This window comes from Paenibacillus sp. MCAF9, from assembly GCF_052114265.1.
In the GTDB taxonomy this organism is placed as follows: Bacteria; Bacillota; Bacilli; order Paenibacillales; family Paenibacillaceae; genus Pristimantibacillus.
This window is the reverse complement of record NZ_JBFREL010000008.1, coordinates 60,961-86,075: the sequence shown is the minus strand read 5'-3', so window position 1 is coordinate 86,075 and position 25,115 is coordinate 60,961. Positions and strand designations below refer to the sequence as shown.

The 25,115-nt window shown below is 45.7% G+C and carries 18 protein-coding genes; 17 read left to right on the top strand and 1 reads right to left on the bottom strand.

What is annotated here, in order from left to right:
• The first annotated feature begins 63 nt into the window (after positions 1–63).
• Positions 64–2,358 (top strand): chondroitinase-B domain-containing protein, encoded by a 2,295-nt coding sequence (locus AB4Z45_RS15935; protein ID WP_441910309.1) that lies wholly within the window; start codon positions 64–66, stop codon positions 2,356–2,358.
• A gap of 207 nt (positions 2,359–2,565) precedes the next feature.
• Positions 2,566–3,534 (top strand): glycoside hydrolase family protein, encoded by a 969-nt coding sequence (locus AB4Z45_RS15930; protein ID WP_441910308.1) that lies wholly within the window; start codon positions 2,566–2,568, stop codon positions 3,532–3,534.
• A 564-nt stretch (positions 3,535–4,098) separates the two neighbouring features.
• Here AB4Z45_RS15930 and AB4Z45_RS15925 read toward each other — a convergent pair.
• On the bottom strand, positions 4,099–5,805 hold the full coding sequence (locus AB4Z45_RS15925) for an RICIN domain-containing protein (protein ID WP_441910307.1): 1,707 nt from the start codon (positions 5,803–5,805) through the stop codon (positions 4,099–4,101).
• 376 nt (positions 5,806–6,181) lie between these two features.
• On the opposite strand from AB4Z45_RS15925, the gene AB4Z45_RS15920 reads away from it, so the two are divergent.
• From AB4Z45_RS15920 to AB4Z45_RS15850, 15 genes are all read left to right on the top strand, one after another.
• Positions 6,182–6,976 carry an alpha/beta hydrolase gene (locus AB4Z45_RS15920; RefSeq protein ID WP_441910306.1) on the top strand — a complete coding sequence of 265 codons (795 nt, stop codon included), beginning with the start codon at positions 6,182–6,184 and terminating at the stop codon, positions 6,974–6,976.
• A 366-nt stretch (positions 6,977–7,342) separates the two neighbouring features.
• Positions 7,343–8,251, top strand: a complete 909-nt coding sequence (locus AB4Z45_RS15915) for an ABC transporter permease (protein ID WP_441910305.1) — start codon at positions 7,343–7,345, stop codon at positions 8,249–8,251.
• Positions 8,252–8,265: 14 nt separating this feature from the next.
• Positions 8,266–9,180, top strand: coding sequence for a carbohydrate ABC transporter permease (locus AB4Z45_RS15910; RefSeq protein ID WP_441910304.1), 915 nt, complete (start codon positions 8,266–8,268; stop codon positions 9,178–9,180).
• A gap of 62 nt (positions 9,181–9,242) precedes the next feature.
• A complete protein-coding gene (locus tag AB4Z45_RS15905; RefSeq protein WP_441910303.1) occupies positions 9,243–10,835 on the top strand; it encodes an ABC transporter substrate-binding protein in 1,593 nt (530 codons plus the stop codon).
• 80 nt (positions 10,836–10,915) lie between these two features.
• Positions 10,916–12,652, top strand: a complete 1,737-nt coding sequence (locus AB4Z45_RS15900; RefSeq protein ID WP_441910302.1) for a sensor histidine kinase — start codon at positions 10,916–10,918, stop codon at positions 12,650–12,652.
• Positions 12,653–12,659: 7 nt separating this feature from the next.
• On the top strand, positions 12,660–14,282 hold the full coding sequence (locus AB4Z45_RS15895; protein ID WP_441910301.1) for a response regulator transcription factor: 1,623 nt from the start codon (positions 12,660–12,662) through the stop codon (positions 14,280–14,282).
• Between the two features lie 170 nt (positions 14,283–14,452).
• On the top strand, positions 14,453–16,312 hold the full coding sequence (locus AB4Z45_RS15890) for an ABC transporter ATP-binding protein (RefSeq protein WP_441910300.1): 1,860 nt from the start codon (positions 14,453–14,455) through the stop codon (positions 16,310–16,312).
• Positions 16,299–18,116, top strand: a complete 1,818-nt coding sequence (locus tag AB4Z45_RS15885; RefSeq protein WP_441910299.1) for an ABC transporter ATP-binding protein — start codon at positions 16,299–16,301, stop codon at positions 18,114–18,116. The genes AB4Z45_RS15890 and AB4Z45_RS15885 overlap by 14 nt, the downstream gene beginning before the upstream one ends.
• Complete coding sequence (locus AB4Z45_RS15880) at positions 18,113–18,562, top strand: GNAT family N-acetyltransferase (RefSeq protein ID WP_441910298.1); 450 nt, start codon at positions 18,113–18,115, stop codon at positions 18,560–18,562. Before AB4Z45_RS15885 ends, AB4Z45_RS15880 begins: the two co-directional genes overlap by 4 nt.
• A gap of 134 nt (positions 18,563–18,696) precedes the next feature.
• The gene (locus AB4Z45_RS15875; RefSeq protein WP_441910297.1) at positions 18,697–19,038 is read left to right on the top strand and encodes a GNAT family N-acetyltransferase; all 342 of its coding nucleotides are present in this window, start codon (positions 18,697–18,699) and stop codon (positions 19,036–19,038) included.
• 392 nt (positions 19,039–19,430) lie between these two features.
• The gene (locus tag AB4Z45_RS15870) at positions 19,431–20,747 is read left to right on the top strand and encodes an ABC transporter substrate-binding protein (RefSeq protein ID WP_441910296.1); all 1,317 of its coding nucleotides are present in this window, start codon (positions 19,431–19,433) and stop codon (positions 20,745–20,747) included.
• Between the two features lie 382 nt (positions 20,748–21,129).
• Positions 21,130–21,648 (top strand): MauE/DoxX family redox-associated membrane protein, encoded by a 519-nt coding sequence (locus AB4Z45_RS15865; protein WP_441910390.1) that lies wholly within the window; start codon positions 21,130–21,132, stop codon positions 21,646–21,648.
• A 16-nt stretch (positions 21,649–21,664) separates the two neighbouring features.
• Positions 21,665–22,261 carry a hypothetical protein gene (locus tag AB4Z45_RS15860; protein ID WP_441910295.1) on the top strand — a complete coding sequence of 199 codons (597 nt, stop codon included), beginning with the start codon at positions 21,665–21,667 and terminating at the stop codon, positions 22,259–22,261.
• Positions 22,262–22,305: 44 nt separating this feature from the next.
• Positions 22,306–23,049 carry an extracellular solute-binding protein gene (locus AB4Z45_RS15855; RefSeq protein WP_441910294.1) on the top strand — a complete coding sequence of 248 codons (744 nt, stop codon included), beginning with the start codon at positions 22,306–22,308 and terminating at the stop codon, positions 23,047–23,049.
• A 282-nt stretch (positions 23,050–23,331) separates the two neighbouring features.
• A complete protein-coding gene (locus tag AB4Z45_RS15850) occupies positions 23,332–25,071 on the top strand; it encodes an ABC transporter ATP-binding protein (RefSeq protein ID WP_441910293.1) in 1,740 nt (579 codons plus the stop codon).
• The last annotated feature ends 44 nt before the right edge of the window (positions 25,072–25,115 follow it).

The following is a 25,115-nucleotide window of genomic DNA, read 5'->3' as shown; positions in this document are numbered from 1 at the left end:
TGCGGACGGAACGAAGGGAATGATTCAATAACCATCAATTCATAACGGAAAGGATGAAGAATTATGGGAACCAAAAGTATGACATGTTTGATTTTGCTCTGTATGCTAGTTGCGTTAATGCCAGGAGCGGCGAGGGCGGCCGATGCGAAGTTCACAATTAGCAGCTCCAGTGTGACGGCGAGTGGAAATGACGGCAATGTTCCTGCCAACACGGTGGACGGCGATTTCGCCACACGTTGGTCAGCGAATGGCGACGGGCAATGGATTCAGTACGATTTGGGCGTAAACCGCAAAGTGTCTTCCATTAAAATTGCTTTTTTGAATGGGGCAAGCCGCACCTCTACTTTTGATATTTTAACGTCTACGGATGGTTCCGCCTTCACGACCGTCAGTAGCGGACTTGTGAGCAGCCTTGTGGAAGGCCTGCAAACATTCGATTTCCCGGATGTCGATCCAGCCCGCTATGTGCGGGTCGTTGGGCACGGCAATTCCACTAACCTGTGGAACAGCTATACCGAAGTTGAACTGTACGGCACCGCGAGCGGCCCTTCGCCGGGTGCAAGCAAGCTGGCGGTTACCGTACCGCAGCTTATGGCTAGTGGAGATGACGGCAACATCGTCGCGAATACGATCGACGGCGATCTCGGCACGCGCTGGGCAGCGAGTGGCGACGGGGAGTGGGTTCAATACGGCCTTGGATCGAGCAAACGGGTGGAATACGTGAAGATCGCCTTCACCAACGGGGCGGAGCGAATTTTCAGCTTTGATATCCAGACTTCCTATGATGGCTACAACTTCAGCACAGCGCTTTCGGGAGCGGTCAGCAGTCTGAGCAACAGCTTGCAGACGTTTGATTTTGCCGATGTTGCCCCTGTCCGCTACGTTCGTATTGTTGGCCACGGCAACTCGGTGAACGCATGGAACAGCTTTGCAGAGGTCGAAATTTATGGCAGCGAATCAAGCGGCAGCGGTAGCGAAGGGACGGTAGTCGAAGTTAGCACTTCCACGCAGCTCACTGCCGAGCTTGCAACCGCTACGGCGGGTAAAACGATTGTGCTGGCAAACGGCACGTATTCGCGTACAAGCCCGTTTGCTGTTCAGAACAAAAACGGCACTGCCAATGCGCCAATCGTTATTAAGGCGAAAAACCGCGGCCAAGCTATCATCTCGGGAGCGTCGGGCTTCCGCGTCGAGAACTCCTCGCATGTGGTGCTGGACGGATTAAAGTTTACGAACACAAGCAATAGCGCAGTGGTGCTCGAAGGCTCGCACCATGTGCGACTGACCCGTAATACATTTGCGCTGCCAAGCTCAGGCGGCGGCCTGATGTGGCTGCAAGTGCGGGGCACGAACAGCCATCATAACCGCATAGACCGGAACGACTTCGGAATGAAGAGCGACACCGAACCGCTGATCGCTTACGAAGGACAGGATAGCTCAGGGCAAATTTCGCAATACGATATTATCGAATACAACTATTTCCATGATGTAGGCCCATGGGTAGCCAACGGCAAAGAGACGATCCGTCTAGGCTTGTCCGGTCTAACGCTCTCCCACGGCTATAATACGATACAATACAATGTGTTTCAGAATTGCGACGGCGAGCCGGAAATTGTTTCGGTCAAGAGCAGCAGCAATACGGTGCGCTTCAATACATTCCTCACGTCCAAGGGCAGCCTAACGCTGCGGCACGGCCATAACAACAGCGTATATGGCAACTTCTTCCTCGGGGACGGCGTCGAGTCGGATCAGGAAGGCATCCGGATGTTCGGCAATGACCATAAGATTTATAACAACTACTTCGAGAATTTGACAGGCGAAGCAATCTACTTGCCAAACGGCGATTTCGACGGAGGTACTGGAGGATCACCTCCAAGCCCGACGGTAGAACAATTGCGCAAACAGTGGAAAGTTTACCGGGCGCTTATCGTCAACAATACGATTGTAAACAGCACAACCGGCATCGTCATTGGATCGGGCAAAGCGTATGCTCCGCAGGATTCCGTCGTGGCGAACAATATCGTGCGCAACAGCACCGGCACGCTTTATTACGAGGCGGCGACAACGAATACGCTGTTCCAGGGCAACATCGGGTTTGGCAGCACCATTAGCAACCTATCGCGCAGTTCGGGGCAGGTCCGAAATATCAATCCGCAGCTCACTACGGTGAGCGGCATCCAGAAGCTGACCGCGAGCAGCCCGGCGATTGACGCCGCTGTAGGGACATACGCGTTCGTGCAGGCGGATATGGATGGCCAAATGCGGGCGACAACGGATGTGGGGGCGGATGAATATTCTAGCGCGCCGCTGCTGAATCACCCGCTAGCGGCCGGCGATGTGGGGCTGAATACGCTTTAGGTTGATTGATGAGCAAGCATGCCGGCGGTCGGTCCGCCGGCATGGCTATGTCGATCCATAGCTGTGTGAAGAATGCCGGTTATACACTTCATTCGAAAGGATGGGAGGCCATGGTTCGCAGCAATTATAGAGCAGTGGGAAAAGGCGAGGTGACACTACATGCATACTAACATAATGCTGCCGGCTCCGCGTGGCGGCGGCTTCCGAATGGAAGGTTATTGGATATGGTGTGGTTCAGTCGTGCAGGGCGAGGACGGCAAATTCCATATGTTTGCCTCGCGCTGGCCGAAGACTCTGCCGATGCACCCTGGCTGGATGACGGCTTCGGAGATTGTCAGGGCGGACTCGGATACGCCCGAGGGACCATACCAATTCCGCGAGGTGGCGCTCCCGGCGAGGGGAGCGCAATATTGGGACGGACGCTGCACGCACAACCCCCATATCGTTAAGCACAACAACAAATATTTACTTTATTATACGGGCTCGACCCATCCGCTGGGCGATCCGGATCCGCCCGAAAATTTCGGGTTAACCGATCCGCAATGCATCGTGGCGCGGGCGAACAAACGGGTAGGCCTGGCTATCGCGGACAGCGTATTCGGCCCTTGGCGCAGAGCAGATGAACCGATATTGCCAACACGTCCCGGCCGATTCGATAGCTTTCTGACCTCCAATCCGGCTCCGTGTGTCCGGGAGGACGGTTCCGTGCTGCTGATCTACAAGGCACGAAGCTACGAAGGCAACCTGCATGGCGGCATGACTATTGGCGTCGCGTATGCGGATCACTACGAGGGACCATACCGGGTGCTGAGCGGTGAGCCAGTGTTTCCCCCGGAGTCGTTCCATATCGAAGATCCGTTCATCTGGCAAACAGCGAAAGGATACCATTTGATCGCCAAAGATATGGAAGGTCGTCTATGTGGTGAAAAATACGGCGGCATCTACGCCGGGTCTCCAGACGGCCTGAAATGGAGCATGCATGGACAGTCGCAAAGCTATTCCCGGACGGTACGCTATGATGACGGCACGGTGCAGACGCTGGGCAATTTGGAGCGGCCGTTCCTGCTTTTCCAGAACGGCAAGCCGACTCATTTGTTCGCGGCCGTTTCGGACGGCAATGACGGTTTTATGGATGCTTCCGATACATGGAACATGGTAATACCTTTAAAGCAATGATACACGGGGGAGTTTAAGTTGAGCAGCTGCGTGGTGTAAAGCGAGCGCTATGCGGCTATAACGTATAACTGCTGCACTGAATTGATCAAAATGTAGTATGTTATCAATATTGGTATATGACAAAATTGCATATAAGAGTGATACAGAAAACCCGATCCAATGAGATCGGGTTTTCTGTAACATCTTAAAATATGATTTCTTTTCAAAACAGAGTTATGAATCACTATCCACTTGTCTCAAACAAACTTCCGACTCGTTTTCATCCCATCACAGCGAAACACAATCTTTTTATCCTCAACAAATGTCTCCAGGTGAGCGTTCTTCCCCCAGAGCTGAACGACATGGAGAAGCGTGCGCTCCACATACTTCAGATCCTTAACCATCAATCTAGGGAAACCACCGTTTACTTCTGAATAAACAAGTTGATCGCGAACTTTCTCCCACGATTTATGGGATATAAGCGAGCACATGGGCGACGATAAGTACATTTTGAATTAGAGATTCATAACCGGGGGTCAGTCCCGTCTATCCCCCTTTAGGATGCCTTTTTTGTACCTCTTCCTGCTAGTTAATCTGTACCAGCTGCCATTGCTGATTGAGATCGCCGCGGTATAAGTTTTGCTGAATATTCGCGCCATCAGCCGTGGAGGAGCCGGTGACCTCTACCGCTTTGTTGCTATTCACATTCAAGATGCTCCAGTAACCGTTGCTGAGCTTGATCAATCGGAACTGCTGCGCGGTATTGGAGAGATCCTGCATAAGCTGAATCGCTTCCCCGTTGTTTTTTGTCCCGTTACGAACATCCATGACTTTGTTGTCGGTTGAGCTTACGCTTCGCAATTTGTAATAGTTATTGTAGCTGCCTTGATCCGTGACGATCCAGCGCTGAGCTGTCGTATTATTGTCTGCCCGCTGTTGAAGCTGCAACGCGTTAGTATTCTGGCCGCCTGGAACCTCGAGTATTTTACCCGAAGTACGGTTGACGAGCTTGTAAGTTGCGCCATTCGTGACTCCATTCCATATACCATTCCAAGGATTGAACTGCGCACGTTCATAGTACCATTCGAATATGAATCGGGCCATGCCGTCCCGTGCAGTGTTGCCATCATACATCAATCCGCCTGTTGGGTCTGCAAATGAGCTTCTCGTGCCGGGATTCAACAAAAATCCATTCATATGGACAGCGATGCTCACATTGCCCGCTGCGGTGAAGATCGCTTTGGTATTTTTGCCGAAGCCCGCGTTCGAGCCGTTGAACAGATCCCAGTAGGAAGAGTCTCCCGGTTGGGTCTTGAACCAGGTGGTCTCCGTAATATTAATTGGATAATTATCAGCGCAAGGCTTAATATTGGTATCCCATTGCTGTTGCAAAGGGGTGTAGTCATCATAAGCGCCATAGCCCGGATACCAATGTACGGAATAACCTATATTGTTCAGTGAATCCGTCAATGGATAGGCTGCGCATAGCTGATAGTATTGATCCCAGCCAAGTCCCGATGCCCAGATGACGTTATCTGCGCCTTTGCTGCGAATGGTGGAGATCATGGAGTTTTGAAAATTTTTGAGCGAGTTCCAGTAGGCAATGAAATTGGACTGGGAAGGATGACCGCCCCAGACGCCATTGACATCAGACAGCACGGGCTCGTTAATGAGCTCGAACATAACATTGTCAGCGCTCTTGATTCCTGGCTGATCAGCGAGGTAACCCCAAATCTGATTAAACTTTGCGAGATTGGCAGGGGTTGTTGCTTGGTTGTTGCTTAAAGTGAAATCTAGGCCGAGGGTGACATACAGGCCCTTGGTCTTGGCATAGTTGATATAAGGAATGATGACGTTCTGAGTAACGGCTTGCAGGCCGGCAAAATTGTACGTGCCCGCCGCTACGTCGCCCATGTCTTCCCGGTCAATGAATAGACGTACCTGATTCATATACCATCCATGGTTGTTGCCGTATTTGGCAGAGGTGCTTGTAAAGGTGTCGGTGATATCTTTCAAATACGCTAAGATCGCCGCATGTCGATTCCCGCCATTCTGATTCAGGTAGTAATTGCTGTTCTGGTACGTCCAGTAAGCGCCCGAAGGCTGATGCCACCCGCTTAGCAACACGGGCTGTCCACTGCTGTTCACCAATTGGTTGCCGCTTACATGGAGCTTGGACATCGGCATGCCAACCCACGCTTCTGCCTTCTTGCCGCTCAGCAGCATTGGCGACATCACTAGCGCCACAAGCAGCAGAAGCTTCATTGCCAAACCGACTTTCTTTTTAAACATTAATACTCATCTCCTTTTTTTTGTTTTACATATGTGAATTCATGGTAGTACAAGGGTGTGGTGAAGCATACGGCGGATGAGGTACCCAGAGCCGATTAAGAAGTGAAGAATAACGATTCATAACCATTTAGACTTCAGGAGAGGAGAAGATGAAAGAGGTAAATTATTTGTAAAATTAATATGTATGCGCTTACAAAATTGAGTTTACTATTCGTTTGATACTATCAACAACCTGTCTAATTATGGTTCTGAAACCCTTCTAACTCTATCTTTAACGTGCAAGTGATAGTAACAATTGACAGGTTGTTTGTTCATTATGAAACATTTATACTTTCCGCAGTTAAGTAGGCGTAAACAGGAAGGGGAAGAAAAAAGGATGAGTCCAATTCACTATGATTTGCTAAGACGTGCCGTTCTGACCGGGTATGACCAGTACAGGGATGATATTGCCCACGGCAAAATTGAAGCGGTTGAATATTTCTCTAAGACAATAGGAAGCAAGCGCAGAGCGATGATTTACATCCCTCCAGGTTACCCGGATGGTCAAGGGGAATATAACGTTCTTTATTTATTGCATGGTATCGGCGGAGACGAAGAGGAATGGTACAATCATGCGGGTCCGCAAGTGATTCTTGATAATTTGTATGCAGGCAATAAGCTTGCGCGTATGATTGTGGTTCTACCTAACGGCCGTGCCATGCAGAACGACCGAGCGGAGGGCAATTTATTCGACGCGGACAAATTAAAGGCGTTCGAGGATTTCGAATTCGATTTGCTTTATGATCTCATTCCTTATGTGGAATCGAACTATACGGTTCTGACGAAGAGAGAGAACCGTGCTCTAGCCGGTTTATCGATGGGAGGTGGACAATCGCTCAATATTGGATTAGGCAATCTAGATCATTTTGCTTGGATTGGAGGATTTTCCTCTGCTCCAAACACGAAGGAACCCGAGCTGCTTGTCCCGAATCCGGAAGATGCGGCGGCTAAGCTGAGTTTACTCTGGTTGTCATGCGGACTTATGGACAATCTTAAGCATATCAGCGACCGGACACATGCCTATTTGGAGAGGAACGATGTACCCCATATTTGGTACGAGGAGAGCGGCGGCCACGATTGGCCGGTTTGGAAAAACGATTTATACCATTTTTCCCAACTCATTTTTAGGTAGCCTGTCTAGCGCCTGATCCCTTAGAGGTACACGAGTGAAATAATAACCATGGCATCATGACAATTTGGATTCTCAACAATTGGAGCATCACCTTTTTAAGGTGATGCTTTTGTGATGTTTTGTTCCGCTTTTGATTGTAAGACGATACACGAAGAATAGACAACGAGGATGATATTTGGAAATCAGGTTAAGAGGTAACTTTCTAATAAATGAGATCACCTGGGATAGAGAATTCCAATTTCCAACTTCATTATAATAAATCTATCCTATTGAAATAGAGTGAGGTTAAATGCTATGTCCATTCCATCAACTGTAAATTTTTCTGCTAAGCAAGCACATTCACAGCGACAGAGGAGCTACGTCCGTTTGCTGCGGAACATTGTGAAGTATCGCGTGCTGCTGCTTATGCTGCTGCCGACAAGCATCGTTTTTTTCATTAATTGTTATATTCCCATGTTTGGCGTTTTCATTGCTTTCAAGAACATTAACTACATCGACGGAATTATGGGCAGTCCGTGGGCAGGGCTCGACAATTTCCGTTTTCTCTTCGCTACTTCCGATGCGTGGCGAGTAACGATTAATACGGTCGCCTACAATGTTGTCTTTATTGTGACCGGTCTTATTCTCTCCGTTGCGATCGCCATTGCCGTTAATGAGGTACGTGCCAGGCTTGCATCGCGACTCTATCAGACCGTGATGATCATGCCGAATTTTTTGTCTATGGTCGTCGTTAGCTATATCGTGTACGCCTTTCTGCACCCCGAATACGGTTTCCTGGTCAAATACGTTTTGCCTTTGTTCGGACACTCTTCATTTAATGCTTATATGCACCCGGAGGCTTGGCCTTATATTCTGTGGTTAACGAAAATGTGGCATTCCGTCGGCATAGGGAGCGTCATTTACTTGGCAGCAATAACTGGCATCAGCGAGGAGCTGTATGAAGCAGCTGTCATGGATGGAGCCAGCAAGTGGCAGCAGATCATCCGAATTACAATTCCGCTCCTGACTCCCGTGATGGTCATTCTGACAATATTGAATTTGGGCGGCTTATTCCGCTCTGATTTCGGATTATTCTATCATGTTACGCTCGACTCAGGCGCATTGCGCTCCACGACGGATGTCATCGATACGTATGTCTATAGAGGACTGATTCAGCTCAATGACTTGGGAATGTCCTCCGCAGCGAATTTTTACCAATCGGTAGTTGGATTTTTCCTTGTTATCGGAGCAAATAGCCTGGCTCGTAAGCTTAATCGCGACACGGCACTTTTCTAGAATGGAGAATCAAAATGAACAAAGCAACGAACGTTAAACCGTACCAAAAGGTGTCTAAGCTAGCTGCGATATTGCTTCATATGATTTTCATCGCATTCAGTCTCGCTTGCATTTTGCCGATCCTGCTGATCGTCGCCATCTCGTTTTCAAATGAAAAGCTTCTAACGTTAAAGGGCTACAAGTTCTGGCCTGACGAGTTCGATGGATCTGCATACCACTATCTTTTTGCCAATTCGTCTACTCTCATGAAGGCCTATGGGGTTAGCCTATCTGTTACCTTTATTGGTACTTTGCTGGCAGTGTTGTTAATTGCGTTATATGCGTATCCTATCTTTCGCAAAGATTTTCCGTTTAAAAAAACCTTTAATATTTATCTTTTGATTACGATGCTGTTCTCCGGTGGGCTTGTCCCTTTCTATCTGTTGTACGTCAACTATTTGGATCTGAAGGACACTTATGTCGCGCTTATCCTTCCAGGCCTTTCGAACGCGTTTTATATCTTCATTGCTCGTACATTTTTCCAGCAAACGATACCGGAAGAGATGATTGAATCGGGCAAGCTGGATGGAGCGTCGGAGTGGCGAATTTTTTTCCAGCTTGTGCTTCCCATTTCACTTCCGGTGCTGGCAACCATTGGATTGTTCACGACGCTGATGTATTGGAACGATTGGTTCAACTCCTTGTTGTTCATTAATGATATCGATAAGTTTTCTTTGCAGTATGTGATGATTCAAATGATTCGCCAAGCGGAGTTTTTCAAAAATCAATTGGCGGGGAGTGGAGTAGCACTGCTTGTGCAGCAATCGGTACCAACGGAAAGTCTGCGGATGGCGATGGTAGTCGTCTCCATTGGTCCCATCCTGTTCGTTTATCCATTCTTTCAGAGGTACTTTACCAAGGGGCTCACCATTGGAGCTATCAAAGGTTAATTCGTCTAGCTCTGGCTTAACGGCCGGTTAGAATATATGAAAATTTATAGGGGGTTCAAGAAATGAAGAAAACGAAAGGGTGGGGCATGGCGCTTGCTTGGGTAACCGCGACTATGCTGGTCATGTCAGGCTGCAGCACCAATTCAGGATCATCCGGTTCACCTAATGCAGAACCGCTGTCAACAAGCAAGCCATCCGAGGATATTGGATCAAGCAATCCCGATATATCCACCTACCGCAAGCTCAAAGTATATACGGTAGGCAATTTTCCGCAAAACGACTCCAAGGCAGTTGTAGAAGAAATCAATAAATACTTGAAAGAGAAAATCAACGCCGAAATCGACTTTCAGGGACTGCCTTGGTCTTCCTGGTCTGAGAAGATGGCGCTTGCCTACCAATCCGGAGAGCAAGTAGACTTGACTTTTGCTCCGAACTGGGCAGATTTTTCCAACAACGTAACCAAAGGGGCGTTTCTTCCGCTGGACGATTTGTTGGCCAAATACGGACAAGGGATTATGGAGACGCTGGATCCTCGTTTTCTAGATGGCGGCAAAGTAGATGGTAAAATCTACGCGATCCCAACCAACAAAGAAATCGGCGAGAGCCACACGATTATGTTCAGGAAAGATCTTATTGATAAATACGGGTTTGATATCAACTCCATCAACACACTGGAAGATCTGGAGCCGTGGCTTCAAACCATTAAGGATAAGGAACCCGGCCTTGCACCTATCTGGCTCTCAGGCAGTGGTTCCGATACGCTGAGCTACTTCGACAAAACAAAGCCAAGCATGGAAGAAAACTTCCGTTACGAGCTTGTAGCCGGAGCACCTGCTGGAATCGTATTGGATACAAAGACAGATAAGATGATCATCAGCTCGATGGAGTCCGATGCGGCTATTTACAGGATGAGGCTCTATAGCGACTGGTTCAAAAAGGGATTCATTAACCAAGATGCCGCAACGACCAAAACGAGCGCCGAAGACGCATTGAAGGCGGGCAAAACTTGGATGAAGTTCGGTTCCGATAAACCCGATTCGGACAAGGAAGATTCCAGTGCCACGGGCATCGAACTCGTCAAGCTTAAAGGGAATGATCCCGAAATCAGTACAGCCAGCGTCAGCAACTCCATGATGGCGATCGGGCGCACATCCGTCGATCCGGAGCGGACAATGATGCTTCTGAACCTTCTCCATACCGACAAACATATTGTAAACCTGATCGATTTCGGTGTGGAAGGACGGCAATATGTCAAGGTGGAGGGCAAGGATAATTTCATTAAGCTGCAAGATGGCATTGCTACCCGTGCGGATACGGGGTGGGCGCCGGGGATCGAGTGGATGTTCGGGAATCAGACCCTCACTTATTTGTGGGAAGGCGAAAGCTCGGACAAATGGGAGAAGTTCAAAGCCTATAACGAAAAAGCCCACAAAGTAAGGTCGTTTGGCTTCAACTTCAATACGGACGCTGTCAAAACAGAGGTGTCCGTCGTCAGCAATATTATCAAGGAATATCGTCCGCTGCTTGAAACGGGCAGCTTGGATGCCGACAAGGTATTGGCAGAATACAACGACAAGCTAAAGGCCAACGGTATCGAGAAAATCCGCGCCGAAGTTCAGAAACAGTACGATGAGTGGAAGGCGAAGCAGTCATAAGCAGGCAGGGGAAAGACCGAAATGGTCTTTCCCCTTTCGTGCCGCATGGGCGTTCATATACTAGGCAAAGGAGTGGAACTGTGGGACTTTCATTGCAATTTAAAGTAAGCGCACTCGTCCTGCTATTAGTGGCGCCACTTTTTTTCTTTCTTTACTACACCAATATCTACTCCACAAATATTGTTCGTGAGAAAGTAGCGAAATCCGCATCGGACACGTTGACCCTTCATTTAGGCTCTCTTGATGAGCTGCTGGAACAGACCAGTACTTATTTGCTGCGAACGGCAAATGAAAGCATGCTGCTCGAGCTATACTCGGAGAGCGACCCAGACAGTGTAAACTATTATTTATCGATCAGAAAATTAATGGATCAATGGTATAGCGATGTTAGCTACTACTCTATTATTCGTAGTGTATTCGTGTATCATCTTGACCGGGAGGAGCTATTCCTCAGCAGTCAAAAGGAGTATTACGAGGAGAAGGAGGCTATCCGTGCCGGTCTGTCCGCTCGGCTGAAGAAGTTCAAGCTCCCGACGTCCTTGAAGTGGGAAATCATTAACGTCGGCGGCGAGTCGGTCTTATTTAAGGCACTTCCGGATAAAAGCGGAAGGCTGCTCATCGGTGTACTTGTCAGCATTGACTCCTTAGCTCAGCCTCTAATCCGGTTGGAGTCTGTAGAGAGCGACGAGAAAATCGGCATTATATCCAAAGAGGGGCATCTATTGTGGGGGCAATTCGCTAATGAGGATCTTGTCCGAATCCGCAGCCATCTGAACGATCAATCGAATCGCTCTAGCGCTTCTATTCGACTTAGCGACGGCAGCAGCTATTTGTTCGTAGGCAAACCGTCTCTTTTTTCGGATCTCAACGTTTTCATTTTATTGGACGAAGAATTGCTGCTGGACGAGCTGCCTCTGTTCCAACGCGTAATTAAGGTCATTCCCATAGCGGTAGTTGTCATTCTAGTTGTATTGTTCTTTCTATTAAGCCGGCTTGTATTTAAACCCATTAAGCAGTTGGCAAGCGGGATGCGCATACTTGGCAAGGGACAGCTGGATTACCGTTTAAAGGAAGAGAAATCCAAGGAGTTCCAACTGATTACACAACAGTTCAATCGGATGGCTGAACAAATTGGTAATCTAAAAATCTTCGTATATGAAGAGCAAATGAAAGTGCAGCAAGCCGAACTTAAGCATCTTCAGGCCCAGATTAATCCCCATTTTTTCATGAATTCCTTAAATATCGTTTTCCATCTTGTAGAGCTTCAGAAGTATTCGCTGATTAAAAAGATGATCAGCCACCTCGTCTCCTATTTCCGGTTCATCATGAGCACCAACGATGCGTGGATTACGCTTGTTAGCGAATTTAATCATATCCGAAACTACCTGGAAATCCAAATGGTTATGTACCCGAACAAGCTGAGTTTTCACGAACGGGTGCCCAAGGAACTTGAGAACGTCCTTGTGCCGCCATTGCTTGTGCAACCGTTCGTGGAGAATGCTATGAAGCATGGATTTATTAATAATGCCAAGCATTTTGAAGTCAACGTCACGGTAAGTAAAGAAACGAGTAAAGAAGGGGATTCATGCATGGCCATCGAAATCCGCGACTCTGGACCTGGATTCTCCGAGCAGCAATTGGTCATGCTTAACCTTGGCTTATATGAAAAAGAGCCCACAGACCGTCAACTGGGGATATGGAATGTGCGCAGACGCTTGATTATGTTCTATGATGGACGCGCGAATATAGCCTTCAGCAATGATCCACAGGGCGGCGGAATAGTGAATATCAAATTGCCTATGCAAAGGAGGCTTTGATCATCGTATGTATAAAATCTTAATTGTTGATGACCAATATTTTGCCTTGCTCGGTTTGCAGCAAGGCGTGAACTGGAGCGTGCTGGGCGTTACGCACATTAGTCTGGCGGAGAATGTGGATCAAGCGTTGAAGGTGCTAAGGAACAATACTATTGATTTGCTAATTTGCGATATCGAAATGCCGGGGAGCAGCGGTTTGGATTTGTTGGCCTGGGTGGAACAGCACTCGCCGTACACTTTGACGATTATGCTTACTTGTCATGCGGACTTTGAGTACGCGCAGCGCGCCATTCATCATGGAGCGTTCCATTATTTGCTGAAGCCCGTCGATTATGAGCAATTGAAGAAAGTGGCCAGCGATGCTTTTGCAGAGGTCGGTAGGCAAAAAGAACAAAAAAAGTTTGAAGCTCTGATGCAGGACTATCGAAGAAAATGGGAACATCAGCTGCCTATATTGGTAGAACGCTTCTGGCAGGACATCCTTAGTCAGCGGGCATCTCTGCTCCCGGACTCGCTGCAAAGATCCGCACAAACTTGTGGCTTGTCGATCAAGCCTGATGATCGTTATATCCTGGTTCTGTTTGGACTTGAGCAATGGAAAGATAATCTGAGCGCGCGGGATGAAGCCATTATGGAATACGCGCTTCGCAATTTGGCTGGAGAACTGCTTCTGCTAGAGCTGGAAGGTGTTGTATTTCAGGATCATACAGGGCTCAATCTGGCGATCGTATATGTGAGAAGTGAAGAAACTTCTATTAGCAGCGTGCTTAATCACAATTGCCGTCAGTTTCTGAACGAGTGCGAACGGCTTCTTCAATGCTCCTTATCTATTTATATTAGCCCGACGGTAGTATTACCGGAAATCGTTAGCGCCTACACGTATGTGACAGAGAGAGAGCAGCACAATTTAACTCGATCCCGGCAAGTATTCATGCCTGCCTCTACTCCTATGGAAAAAAGCATGAAACAATTGCAGGCTGTAGCTCCACTAAGCTTATTTGCGGAGTGGTCCACTATTATGGAACTTGGTGAGTTAGAAGAGCTGGATCGCCGCGTGAAGCAATGGTTCTGGAGTAATGAAGGAAATACATGGACAAAGGAATCTCATCATCAGTTTATCCACGGTATCCTCTTCATTATTCACACCATATTGGCCCAAAAAGGCTTATCTATTCACAAGTCGGCCGAATTAAAGAGCTTGATAGATAAGGAAAGCTATCCCAAGCACTCGGATGCCCTGCAACAATGGACGAGATGCTGCCTGAAGGCAACCGTACGACTTCTCACGGTAAGCAACAAAGTATCTTCTGCTGTGGTTACCAAGATTAGACATTACATTCGTTCACGATTGAACCAGGAGATTACCCGGGAGGAAATGGCTGCCCATGTCTATCTGAACCCGGCGTATTTATCCAGATTGTTCAAGAAGGAGACCGGGTTATCTTTGTCGGATGCCATTATTCAGGAACGAATCCAAGAGGCCAAACGATTGCTGGAAGAAACCGAATACAAAATTACAGACATTGCAGAGCGTATAGGTTATACCAGCTTAGGAAGCTTTTCGAACTTGTTCAAAAGAATTGTCAGCGTAACGCCACAGCAATATCGAGCACGGAAAAAACGGGATTAATTGAAAAACCGTTTTCTCTATTTCTATTAATAACTCACAATACATAGGTTTTGTGGGGTTGTTTCCCATTCTTCCCTGTTGTACATTTTTAATTACTAATTTATTTTGAGAAGCTTTTCTCAAAAGGCTGATTACATGCTCTTTACGATACAGAGAGGAAAAAAACGACCTTGGAAAAGATAAACCTTACATTCCAACATATTAAAGTGATTATTGCCAATAACTTATTTGTGTTCAGATTAGCTTGGAGTATGCACCCACAGAGAGTGCTGGCGGATTTTGCAGTTCAAGCCGGTAGAATGATTGGCAATGTGTTTTTTTCTGTATATTTCATGAAGTACCTCATTGAGTCTATTTCAATCGAAAGGGACTTTCAGCAAATTATCCATTTCATAATTATGACGTTAGTGTTGATACTTGCTTTAATTTTACTGGACAATTGGTATGAAATTCGCTTCAAACCCTTAAGTGATCTCAAGTTATATGAGAAGCTGTATCTCATTCTCTTTCGGAAGGCAGCATCCGTAGAATTGAAATGTTTTGAGGATTATGAGTTTTATAACAAGTATACAAAAGCCATTCAAGAAGCCGATCAAAGAGTCAGCGCTGTTCTTGAAAATCTCTCAAGGGTGATATTCGTATCGCTCGCAACGATTAGCATATTTGCCGTGATGTACGCCATTGACCCATGGGTGGTATGGTTTGCTTTATTGCCTATTTTCGGAAATTTTTATTTTGGAAAAAAGCTTAACCGAATTCAGTTTCAGCAAAATAATGAACGGGTACCCTATCAACGAAAAATGGATTATGTCAACCGTGTCATCTATTTATCCCACTTTGCCAAGGAAATCCGTCTGTCCCGCATATTTTCAGTTCTGAGAAACACCTATATAGAAGGGTATGACGGTGCCATTTCGGTCGTTCATAAGTATCGAGTCAAAGCAGGAGTTGTTTCCTTTTTCAAGATATTTACAACCTTTACACTAATATTCCAAGGGGTTCTGTTGTATGGAGCTTATTTGGCTATTGTCAAGCAGTCGATTTCTATCAGTTCCTTTATCGTTCTGGGAAGCGCAATGGTCGGCGGTGCGTGGTCGCTCATCCGATTGTCTGATAGTTTTGTAGAAATTAATAAAAACGGCATTTACATTGAAAATTTAAAAACCTTTTTAAGCTACGTTTCCGAAATCGAGGAGCATGCCGGTCCAGTTAAAGCAATTGCGCCGCCAATACAGAAATTAACATTTAGGCATATTAACTTTACTTATGAAGGGGCAGCTGAGGCTGTTATTCGCGATATTACGATCGAAGTTAATAAGAATGAGAAAATTGCTCTAGTCGGCCATAATGGCGCCGGCAAATCAACGCTAATCAAGCTCATGATGCGATTGTACGATCCTACTGACGGCGAAATATTATGGAATGGCCAAAATATTAAAGAGTTTGATCTCCTGTCATACCGCTCAATGTATGGAACCATATTTCAGGATTTCAAGATTTTTTCGATGACGATTGCAGAGAATGTGCTTATGCGTGATTTGGTTTCCGAAGCAGACCGCAAGCTCGTCATAGATGCACTCAAGAAAAGCAGAGTTTATGATAAGGTAGCCTCGCTGCCGGAGGGAATAAATACGATGCTCACGAAGGAGTTTGATGAACACGGGGTTGTTTTATCAGGCGGCGAGTTTCAAAAGATTGCGATAGCTAGAATCTTTGCGCAACAGGCTGAAATCCTCGTGCTTGATGAGCCTACGAGCGCGTTGGATCCGATTGCGGAATATGAAATTTTTGAAAGTATGATGGAAGCCTGCAAGGATAAAGCTGTTGTTATTATTTCTCATCGCATGTCATCAGCTATGCTTGCAGATCGTATTTATTTCATGGAGGATGGGGAAATCAGAGAGTCTGGTTCGCATATGGAATTGATGCAGCTGCAGGGGAAATATGCGGAGCTATTCTTAAAGCAAGCGGAAAAATATGTTGATCAAGAAGAGTTGGCAGGGGTGGTGAATCTGCATGAAGCCCAATAAGCATAGCTTTACTAGAGTCCTTAGAAATAATTGGTTTATTATGAAATACGGGCTGCGCCATTCCCGCAACTATATCATTTTTACATGCTTGTATGCATGCTTGCAGGAAATCGAAATTTTTATTGAGCATGTCATTTTGATTAAGTTTGTATTCGACAGCGTTCAATATGGAACTTCCTTCTCTACCGTTGCTCTATATATCGGACTTACAATTTTGTTTATCGCAATTTGCTTTGTGCTGGACAGCATCTATTTTCAAAGCGTTGAACCGAAAGGAAAGGAATTGCTGTATCAAAAAATAAGGATGGATCTCTACGAAAAAGCGATTAGCACCGATTTGGCCAACTATGATGATCCTGTTTATTATAATGATTATGTATGGAGCGCCAATGATGCCCATAATCGAATTGATGCTACGATAAACAACATTAGAAAATTGTGCCGATCCGTCACGGTTATTATAACCTCTATAAGCTTTTTCTTGTTTGTTGACAAGCTTGGTTTGCTATTTGTGCTCGCGTCCTTCATTCTAACTCTGATTGTCAACATGATCGCTAATAAAATCAGGTACAAAATGAGAATGGAGCTTAACGAAAAGGATCGTAAACGAATCTATTTGAAACGCTTGTTTTACTTGGCTGATTACGCGAAGGAATTAAGACTCTATTCCATCAAGGAGAAATTTTTTAGAGATTTCTCCGATACGCATAAAGAAATGCACGGGATTGTTAAAAAACGTTCAAAAAAGCAGTTCTGGTTAAATTTCACCTCAGAGTATTTTTTTAATGAGTTGATTTTGAGTGGCCTGTATGTGACTTATGTTGTCTTTATGACATTAGTGAAAGGAACGTTAAGCTATGGAAGCGCAGTTACACTGTTGAATTCATCTTGGCGTCTAAAAGGCAACATGCAATATATGACGACGCTCATCAGTGAGATGCAAGAAAACAGCTTGTACATCGAGAAGTTAAGAAGTTTCCTGGAGCAAAAGAACGCTCTGAAGGAAGTTGAAGATCCACTGCCTGTGCCGGATAAGTTTACTGGATTAATGCTAAAAGAGTTATCGTTCCAATATGGTCCATCCGGGCCGCGTATTCTTCATCATGTTAATTTCAGCATTAGGCCAGGTGAGAAAATTGCAATCGTTGGTTACAATGGTGCCGGAAAAACGACATTGACGAAGCTAATCATGCGTCTATACGATGCAAGCTCGGGGGAAATTCGTTTAAATGGGATACAAATCGATCAGTTCAAGCTGGATGATTACCGTATGAAGATTAGTTCAGTGTTTCAGGATCATCAGCTGTTCGCTGCTACGCTTTCCCAAAATGTCGTCATGAATCAGTTTTCATCCGGCGATTCATTTCTGGTAAGAGAAGCGCTGGAGAAAAGCGGTTTTGGCAATAAGCTGCAGACCTTGCGATTGGGGACCGATACCTCCATTACCAAGGAGTTTGACGACGCCGGGATAGAGCTATCTGGTGGAGAGGCTCAGAAGGTAGCGATCGCAAGAGTGTTCGCCAAGCCGACTCTTCTCATCCTATTGGACGAGCCTTCCAGCGCCTTGGATCCAATGAGCGAATATCATTTGAATCAAGTGATGCTGGAGAAGGCAGAAGATCGACCCATCATTTTTATTTCACACCGCTTATCGACGACCAGAATGGCGGATCGCATACTCATGATGGAAAATGGTCAAATAATTGAGCAAGGCTCACACGAAGAGCTTATGAGAATGGACGGGAAGTACGCTCAAATGTTTAACCTTCAGGCTTCACGTTACCGCGTGGTTGTAGGAGCTTGAAAAATAATGATTGTGGACATGCACTCGCAGAAGCATATATCGCATCAAAAGAGGGGCAGGTCATTATTACATTTGCTATTTATAAAGATGAGACTATGGTCGGCTTTATCATGATGTATTATGACGATGGTAATGGGAATTTCGAATACAGCAGCTATGGCGTTTTTAAAATCATGATTGATGGGCGATATCAAGGCAAAGGATATGGGAAGGAAGCCATGGAAAAAGCTGTAGAATTCGCTAAGACATCTCCTCATGGTGAAGCGAGGGTCGTTGAAGTTACCTATAACCCCGAAAACATAATTGCGAAAAATTTATATGCCTCATTAGGATTTGTTGAAACAGGAAATACCCACCCTTCTGGTGAGGTATATGCGGAGTTTGTTCTACCTAAAACACCATATTTACGGAGTTTTAAAGCAAGAATGTTATCTGAAGGAACCTGAAATAATTGAAAATACGAGGAGGAGAGTCTCATAGTTTCCATTCGAGATTGTACCGAGGCAGATCTTATTCAAGTAGTAAACTTGTCCAATAAATGGTCTCTTGAAAACATAACGATTGGATACGAAAATGTCTCTTGGACCACAGAAAAATCCGTACTCGACTAAATGAGTATTTCCTTATTGCTGAGATTGATCATAAAATTATTGGTTATTGCTTTGGTGATGTAAGGGAAGGGAACGCTCAACCAGTTATAAAGCATGATGAGAAATACTTGGAAATATTTGAAGTGTATGTGGATCCTGATTTTCGATCTCTTGGAATAGGCAGAAAGCTAGTTGAGCATTTAATATTCAAGAGCAATAGTAATAAAGTCTCAAGAATATTGGTTGGTTCGTCAAACAGGAAGTGGGAAGAAACGATAAGATTCTATAAAGACCAGGGATTCCAAATGTGGTATTTCCAGATGTATAAATAAGGCATGAAAATTTATCATGGAGGCGTGTTCCTTCAGCAATTGTTATAGATTGCTGAGGTTTCCTAGCACGATTAGAAAGTCATATTTGTAACCGAATAGTGGAAATGTATAGACCAAACAAGCAGTTGACCATGTCGGCTGCTTGTTTGTTTTTTAGTGCGATGAAATGAGTATCTGACCCATGCTCTTGTGTGGAAAATCCCATCATCTAACAGGTATAGAAACCATTGAACAAAAGGTTGTTTACAAAACATGTAAACGTTACACTTTTTTATAAAGAAAACATTTCGTTAGCAATATGCGAAAGAATTAGAAATTGAATTTGGCTCTAGAGATTAGCATCTGACATTGCATTGTCATGTGAAGTAAAGGCGTAGAGGAGAAATATGTTCATGTCAAACATCAGAAAACTGGGGATACTGCTTATTTTCGTTATGACGTTATCGAGTTGTATGTCGTCATCGCATACACTCAAGAATAACGATACGTCTGCTCGAGTCGGGGAGAAACAGCAGCTAACCATTAAGCTGGTTGGTCGTTATAGCGGGGATACGCTCCCTCAGAAGATCCAGCGTTTTGCCGATATGCATTCGAATGTGGAAATTAAGATCGAGTGGGTTCAGTCTTATAATAATCCGTATAGCAAATCTCCAGTTTTGTTTGCCCCTTGGACTCCAATTGAGGTACCTTCTGAGCTGTATGAGGACTCTAATAACGTTCCGGATATCGTTGAACTGGTGCCCTACCAGATGCGAGAATTGTATGGGATGGGAGTTATCGAGCCGTTAAATTTGAACGAATCGGATCTAGTCGATTATGCGATTGCGACTAATGACGGGTATGTTCTGGGTATGAAAAGCAAGATTAACCCGATGATTCTTTACTACAATAAAGATATTTTTTCTGCCTTGGGGATTGAAGTTCCTTCGGAAAAATGGGATATCGATATGTTGAACGATGCGATCGTCAAGCTGAAGGCTGCGGGAGAGACGCTCTATATTCCTCTATCGCCATTTACACTGGAGTGGGCAACGGGACTGTACGGTGGACGTGTTGTCGGAGTAGACGGCAGGTCATTCGCCGGTTATATCGATAGTGATAATGCAATTAAAGCTGCCAAGTGGATTATGACTATCGGAACGAAAATGGAATATGCCTCGATGTCCTTAACTGATATACGTCCCCCTATGCCTTACGATTTGGTCGATGGTAAAATCGCGCTAGCGATAGAATATGCGTATGGTTTTAATATATCTATGAAAAACAGCTATGAGGAGATTGCGCAAGAGAATAACCAAATCGGAGTGGCAGCGTTACCTGTGGGAACGAACGGTCATAATCCGGCTTTAATATCGGGATTATCCCTAACCTCGAAATCTGAACATAAAGAATTGGCTATGCAGTTAATTCGGTATCTATCAGAAGATCGAGATTCATTGTATTCGGATATTGCTTCGCATACACTTCAGACCGCTACAAGAACCTTGAAGGAGCCAGTGGACGCTGCACGGAAATTGATAATTATAATGGCTATGAAAAGGTCCGTTCCAGCAATACTTAATACGCATGAGGTAGCCGAAATCGGTTTTTATGACGCGATACAATTATTTTTGCCAAAACCACTGCTTGCGATCAGGGACGGGCAGTCAATTAGAGATATGCTAAAACAGTATGCGGATCAACTGGATAGCGATGCGAGAGACAAATAATGTTTTTGAATTAAAAACCAATAATTAGACATGTATTATAAATTATTCCATAAATGTTAAAATGGTTGTGAGTCCGAGAGTTTTGTCGATTCTGTAGTCTGTACTCTCTAAGGACTGGTCTTGGTAAAAAAAAAGAAACGGAGGTGATTATATGTGTGGATATCAATCAGGGGGCTGTCTGGCGAGTTCCTGCGGAGGTTCTTCTAAACTGGGGGTTCAACTGGTGAATTACGTATGTGATGGTGTCATTCTATCCCAGACTTCGTCGGGTTGCTGCAACCTTTAAAATCAGTGGACTACATGCTTACAATAATGAGAAAACACGGCTTTATGCCGTGTTTTCTCATTATATTTCATGTTGGAATAGGAGGATCATAAAGTGATGGGTCCCTTTTTGCAGTTCCTGTTATTGGTTACCTTTTTGTTGTCTGGATTCGGAAAACTAATCAGTTTCGCAGATTTTAAGAAGACGATTGAACAATTAGAAATCAGCCGCCGACTTGTTTTACCGAGTGCAGCTGTTGTTGTACTGCTAGAATTATCTGTTTCGATCCTACTTATATTTTCAGGGACTCAGTATCTCGCGTATTTAATAATCTTGTGTTTACTAGGCTGCTTTGTGTGGTCTATCTACCGGGCATATAAACGCCAGCTGAAAGTGGCCTGTAATTGCTTCGGCAATATTAATCCAGAGTCGTTCGGTTGGAATACGGTACTACGGGTTGTCCTGTTACTTGTCATTACCCTATATCTCTTATCAACCGGAACAACAACTGTATGGGTGGAGTATCCAATCGAAGATATCTATTATGCTGGAGTTGGTTCGATCGGTGTGCTTCTGGTTTACAGCTTAATGCCGTACGCGGCATTCGGTACTTTAGCAAGTGACGGTTCCAAGTAAGGGGGAGTTGGATAACATGCAATCCATTGCGAATGCTGTTCTATGGTTATTAGTCATAATGTTAGCGGTCAGTGTGCTGCGGTTGCGCAATAAGGTCTATATGCCTTTCAAGCTAAAAGAACTGTTGTACTCCGATTTCGGTGCGCCGCTAGGGGAGAAATTTCCAGTAACACACTTTCAGACGATCACTGGCGGACAAGCTGCGGTTCATAATGATTCAGGAAAAAAGAAAATTATATTGGTAACCTCTCCGACCTGCGGCACATGCACGACGTTATATCCACTAATCAATCCTTTCATGCAGAACAAAAACGATCAATACGAGTTTATCTCAATGATGTATGGTGATTTGCAAGAGGTTAAGGCAATCGGTCATAACTACAGCCTTATGGTGCCGATTGTTCAACTGGAGAACGAGGAAAGCTTGAAAGCAATTAAGACCGATCGGTTCCCATTCGGCTATTTGCTATCTCCGGATGGTAAAGTCACATCCAAAGGATTGATTACGAATGAAGAGCAATTTGACCTTCTCCTTACGTGGGCTCCGAAGCAGCCGAAGAAAAGCAGACTAGCCTTTTATCGGCAAAGATCCAATGCAGAGCAGCAAGTCTAATCGGTTATCTGACAGATTACTTTTTAAATCGTGGGAGCCCTGTCGTGAAATACACAATGATGATAAATGTAGCATTGCTTTTCATTACTTTATTATCCAGCTGCGTGTCGACAACAACAATTGAAGAAGCAGCACGGAACAGTGAGGAACCCAAGTCGAAAGACACGCTGACCATCCAGCTTGTATCCATTAACGGCTCGTTTTATGGTGTGGAGCACCATCGGCTAGCGCGGAAAATCAAACGATTTGGAGATCTCAATCCTAATACGAACATTATGATACGTTGGATAAATGATTATAATTTTACACAAGGCTCTAATTCTGTGCCGACTTGGATAAAAACTACAAAGCCAGCCGATTTGTATACAGTAACGCAGAGGGTACAGGATGTACCGGATATCTTCGAACTTGCGCCTAATCAGATGCTAGAATTGTATCGGCGCGGCGCAATTGAACCGCTGAATATGAATGAAACAGGCGTTAGCGAGTATGTGATCTCCTCTAATGACGGCTACGTGCTGGGCATTAAGAGCAAGATCAATCCAATGATTGTCTACTATAATAAGCAAGCTTTTGAATCGCTTGGATTGGACCCGCCTTCGAATCAATGGGACTGGGAAAAGCTGAACGATACGATTGTCAAACTGAGAGCAGCAGGAGAGAACGTTTATATTCCATTTAACCCTTATTCGCTGGAGTGGGCGACAAGTTTGAACGGCAGGCGTATCGCAGCGGTAGATGGTGTCACATATCGTGGATATCTCGATAGTGAAGTCCTAATCGGTTAGCTGCCATTCATAATGGCCTGCCGATTCGTGAATCCCTGCAACATTATGCTTTAGAGCTAGAGCAGGATTTGAAATGCAAGTGCATACGCGAAACAACTTTTCGAAGTGTTATGAATCTGTGAAAGATAAAAAGGAGGCGTCTCATGCTTGAACTGACTTTATGGCATCACCTTGAGCAGCCGGAATCCTATGCGTGCAATGGAGAAGATGAATATGACAAATCAAACTCAGAGACCGAACATCGGGATTCGTAGCATAATAGCCATACTGGGGCGTTCATTGATGCTCGTGTGGCGTTTATCGGCGCCACTCGTCCTGCTGCTTCTCGTTATGCGAGTTGTGAGCGCATTCATTCCGGCTACGCAGGTATTGGTCGTGAAGGAATTGACAGATGCGGTCGCCGGACTGCTCACGCGTGATGGCGAGATGTCGGAGCCCGTCAAGTGGCTGGCGGCAAGCGGCGGTCTGCTGCTGATTGGCGCGCTTTTGGATGCCGCAGCCCAATACATGACGATGCTGATGAAACAGAAGACGCAATTCAAAATGGAAACGATGCTGGCGGGGAAATCAATGAGTATTCCGCTGTCTCGATTCGAGCAGCCACAATACTATGATCAACTGCAAAGGGCTAAGATGAACGTCTCTTTTCGAGGTTTTCAACTGATAGAGCAGTTTTTTTCCATTTGCCAATCGCTGCTCACGGTTGCTTCATTCTTCGCCCTGCTGTGGCATTTCAGCTTTGTATTGTCGCTGGGAATGGTGCTTGTTGTGGTTCCGACGCTTGTTGTACATATGAGAATCGGTGAATGGAAGTATTGGCTGATGCGCGTGCAGACGCCGTTCTCGCGGCGCCTGTTCTACTTCTTCGATCTGATGACCAACCGTCAGTCCGCTAAGGAGGTCAGATTGTATCGGCACGCTAATAAGCTGCTACACTATTGGGGTGGATATTTCTGGAAAAATGCTGGCGAGCAGAAGAAGGTCGAGCTTCGAGCGCAAAAAATGCGAATAGGAATTGAAGGTCTGAACGGAGTGCTTGCCTTTTTATTCTCCTGTTATGCAGTCTGGGTATGTTATTCACAGCAGCTATCGCTCGGGGCTTATGTCGCGATCGCGCAAGTGCTGGCCACGACTCAAGCTTCAATGCGCATGATTGCTCAGAACTTATCGTCCATCTACGAGGAAACGCTCGTCATGAACGAGTATTACGACTTTTTGGATTCGGAGGAAGAGAACGGGCAGGGACGGCATGTGCTGAACAGCCCCATTGCGGAAGGCATTACCGTTGATCATTTGACTTTTGCCTATCCAACCAGCCTGAAGCCAGTGCTTAACGATATATCGTTCCGAATCAAACCGAATCAGACAGTAGCGATTGTAGGGGAGAACGGCGCGGGCAAGAGCACGCTCGTTAATTGCCTCATTGGCCTCTACCGTGAATATTCGGGCTCTATAAAATACGACGGCGTTGACTTGATGGAGCTGGACGTTAACACATTTCGCGACCGTACTGGAGCGGTATTCCAGGATTTTCTAAGATACCAAGTATCCGTGAAGGATAATATTGGGTTCGGCGATGTAGGCCGGATGGAAGACTTGGCCGCAATCGAGGCGGCTGCCGCGCGGTCCGGTGCTGCGGACGTTGTGCAAGGGCTTCCGGACGGCATGGATACGTTGCTTGGCCCGATCTTCGATGGGGGGCACGAGCTGTCTGTCGGCCAGTGGCAGAAGCTTGCCCTCGCGAGGTCGTTTATGCGAGATTCTGCCATTATGGTACTGGACGAGCCTACAGCATCCATGGACCCGATGGCTGAAGCGGAGTTGTTCAAGCGATTCACGGAGCTGGCCGAAGGCCGCATTACGCTGCTCATCTCTCATCGACTCGGAAGCTGCCGAATGGCGGATCATATTCTAGTAATGAAGAATGGCACACTAGTCGAGCAAGGCTCACATGAACAATTGCTAAGCTTGCAAGGAGAATATAGCCGAATGTTCGAAGTGCAGTCATTGGCTTACCGATAATCTAGGTTTCTAACCAACCTGCTATGAACTTCATATCAAGGACG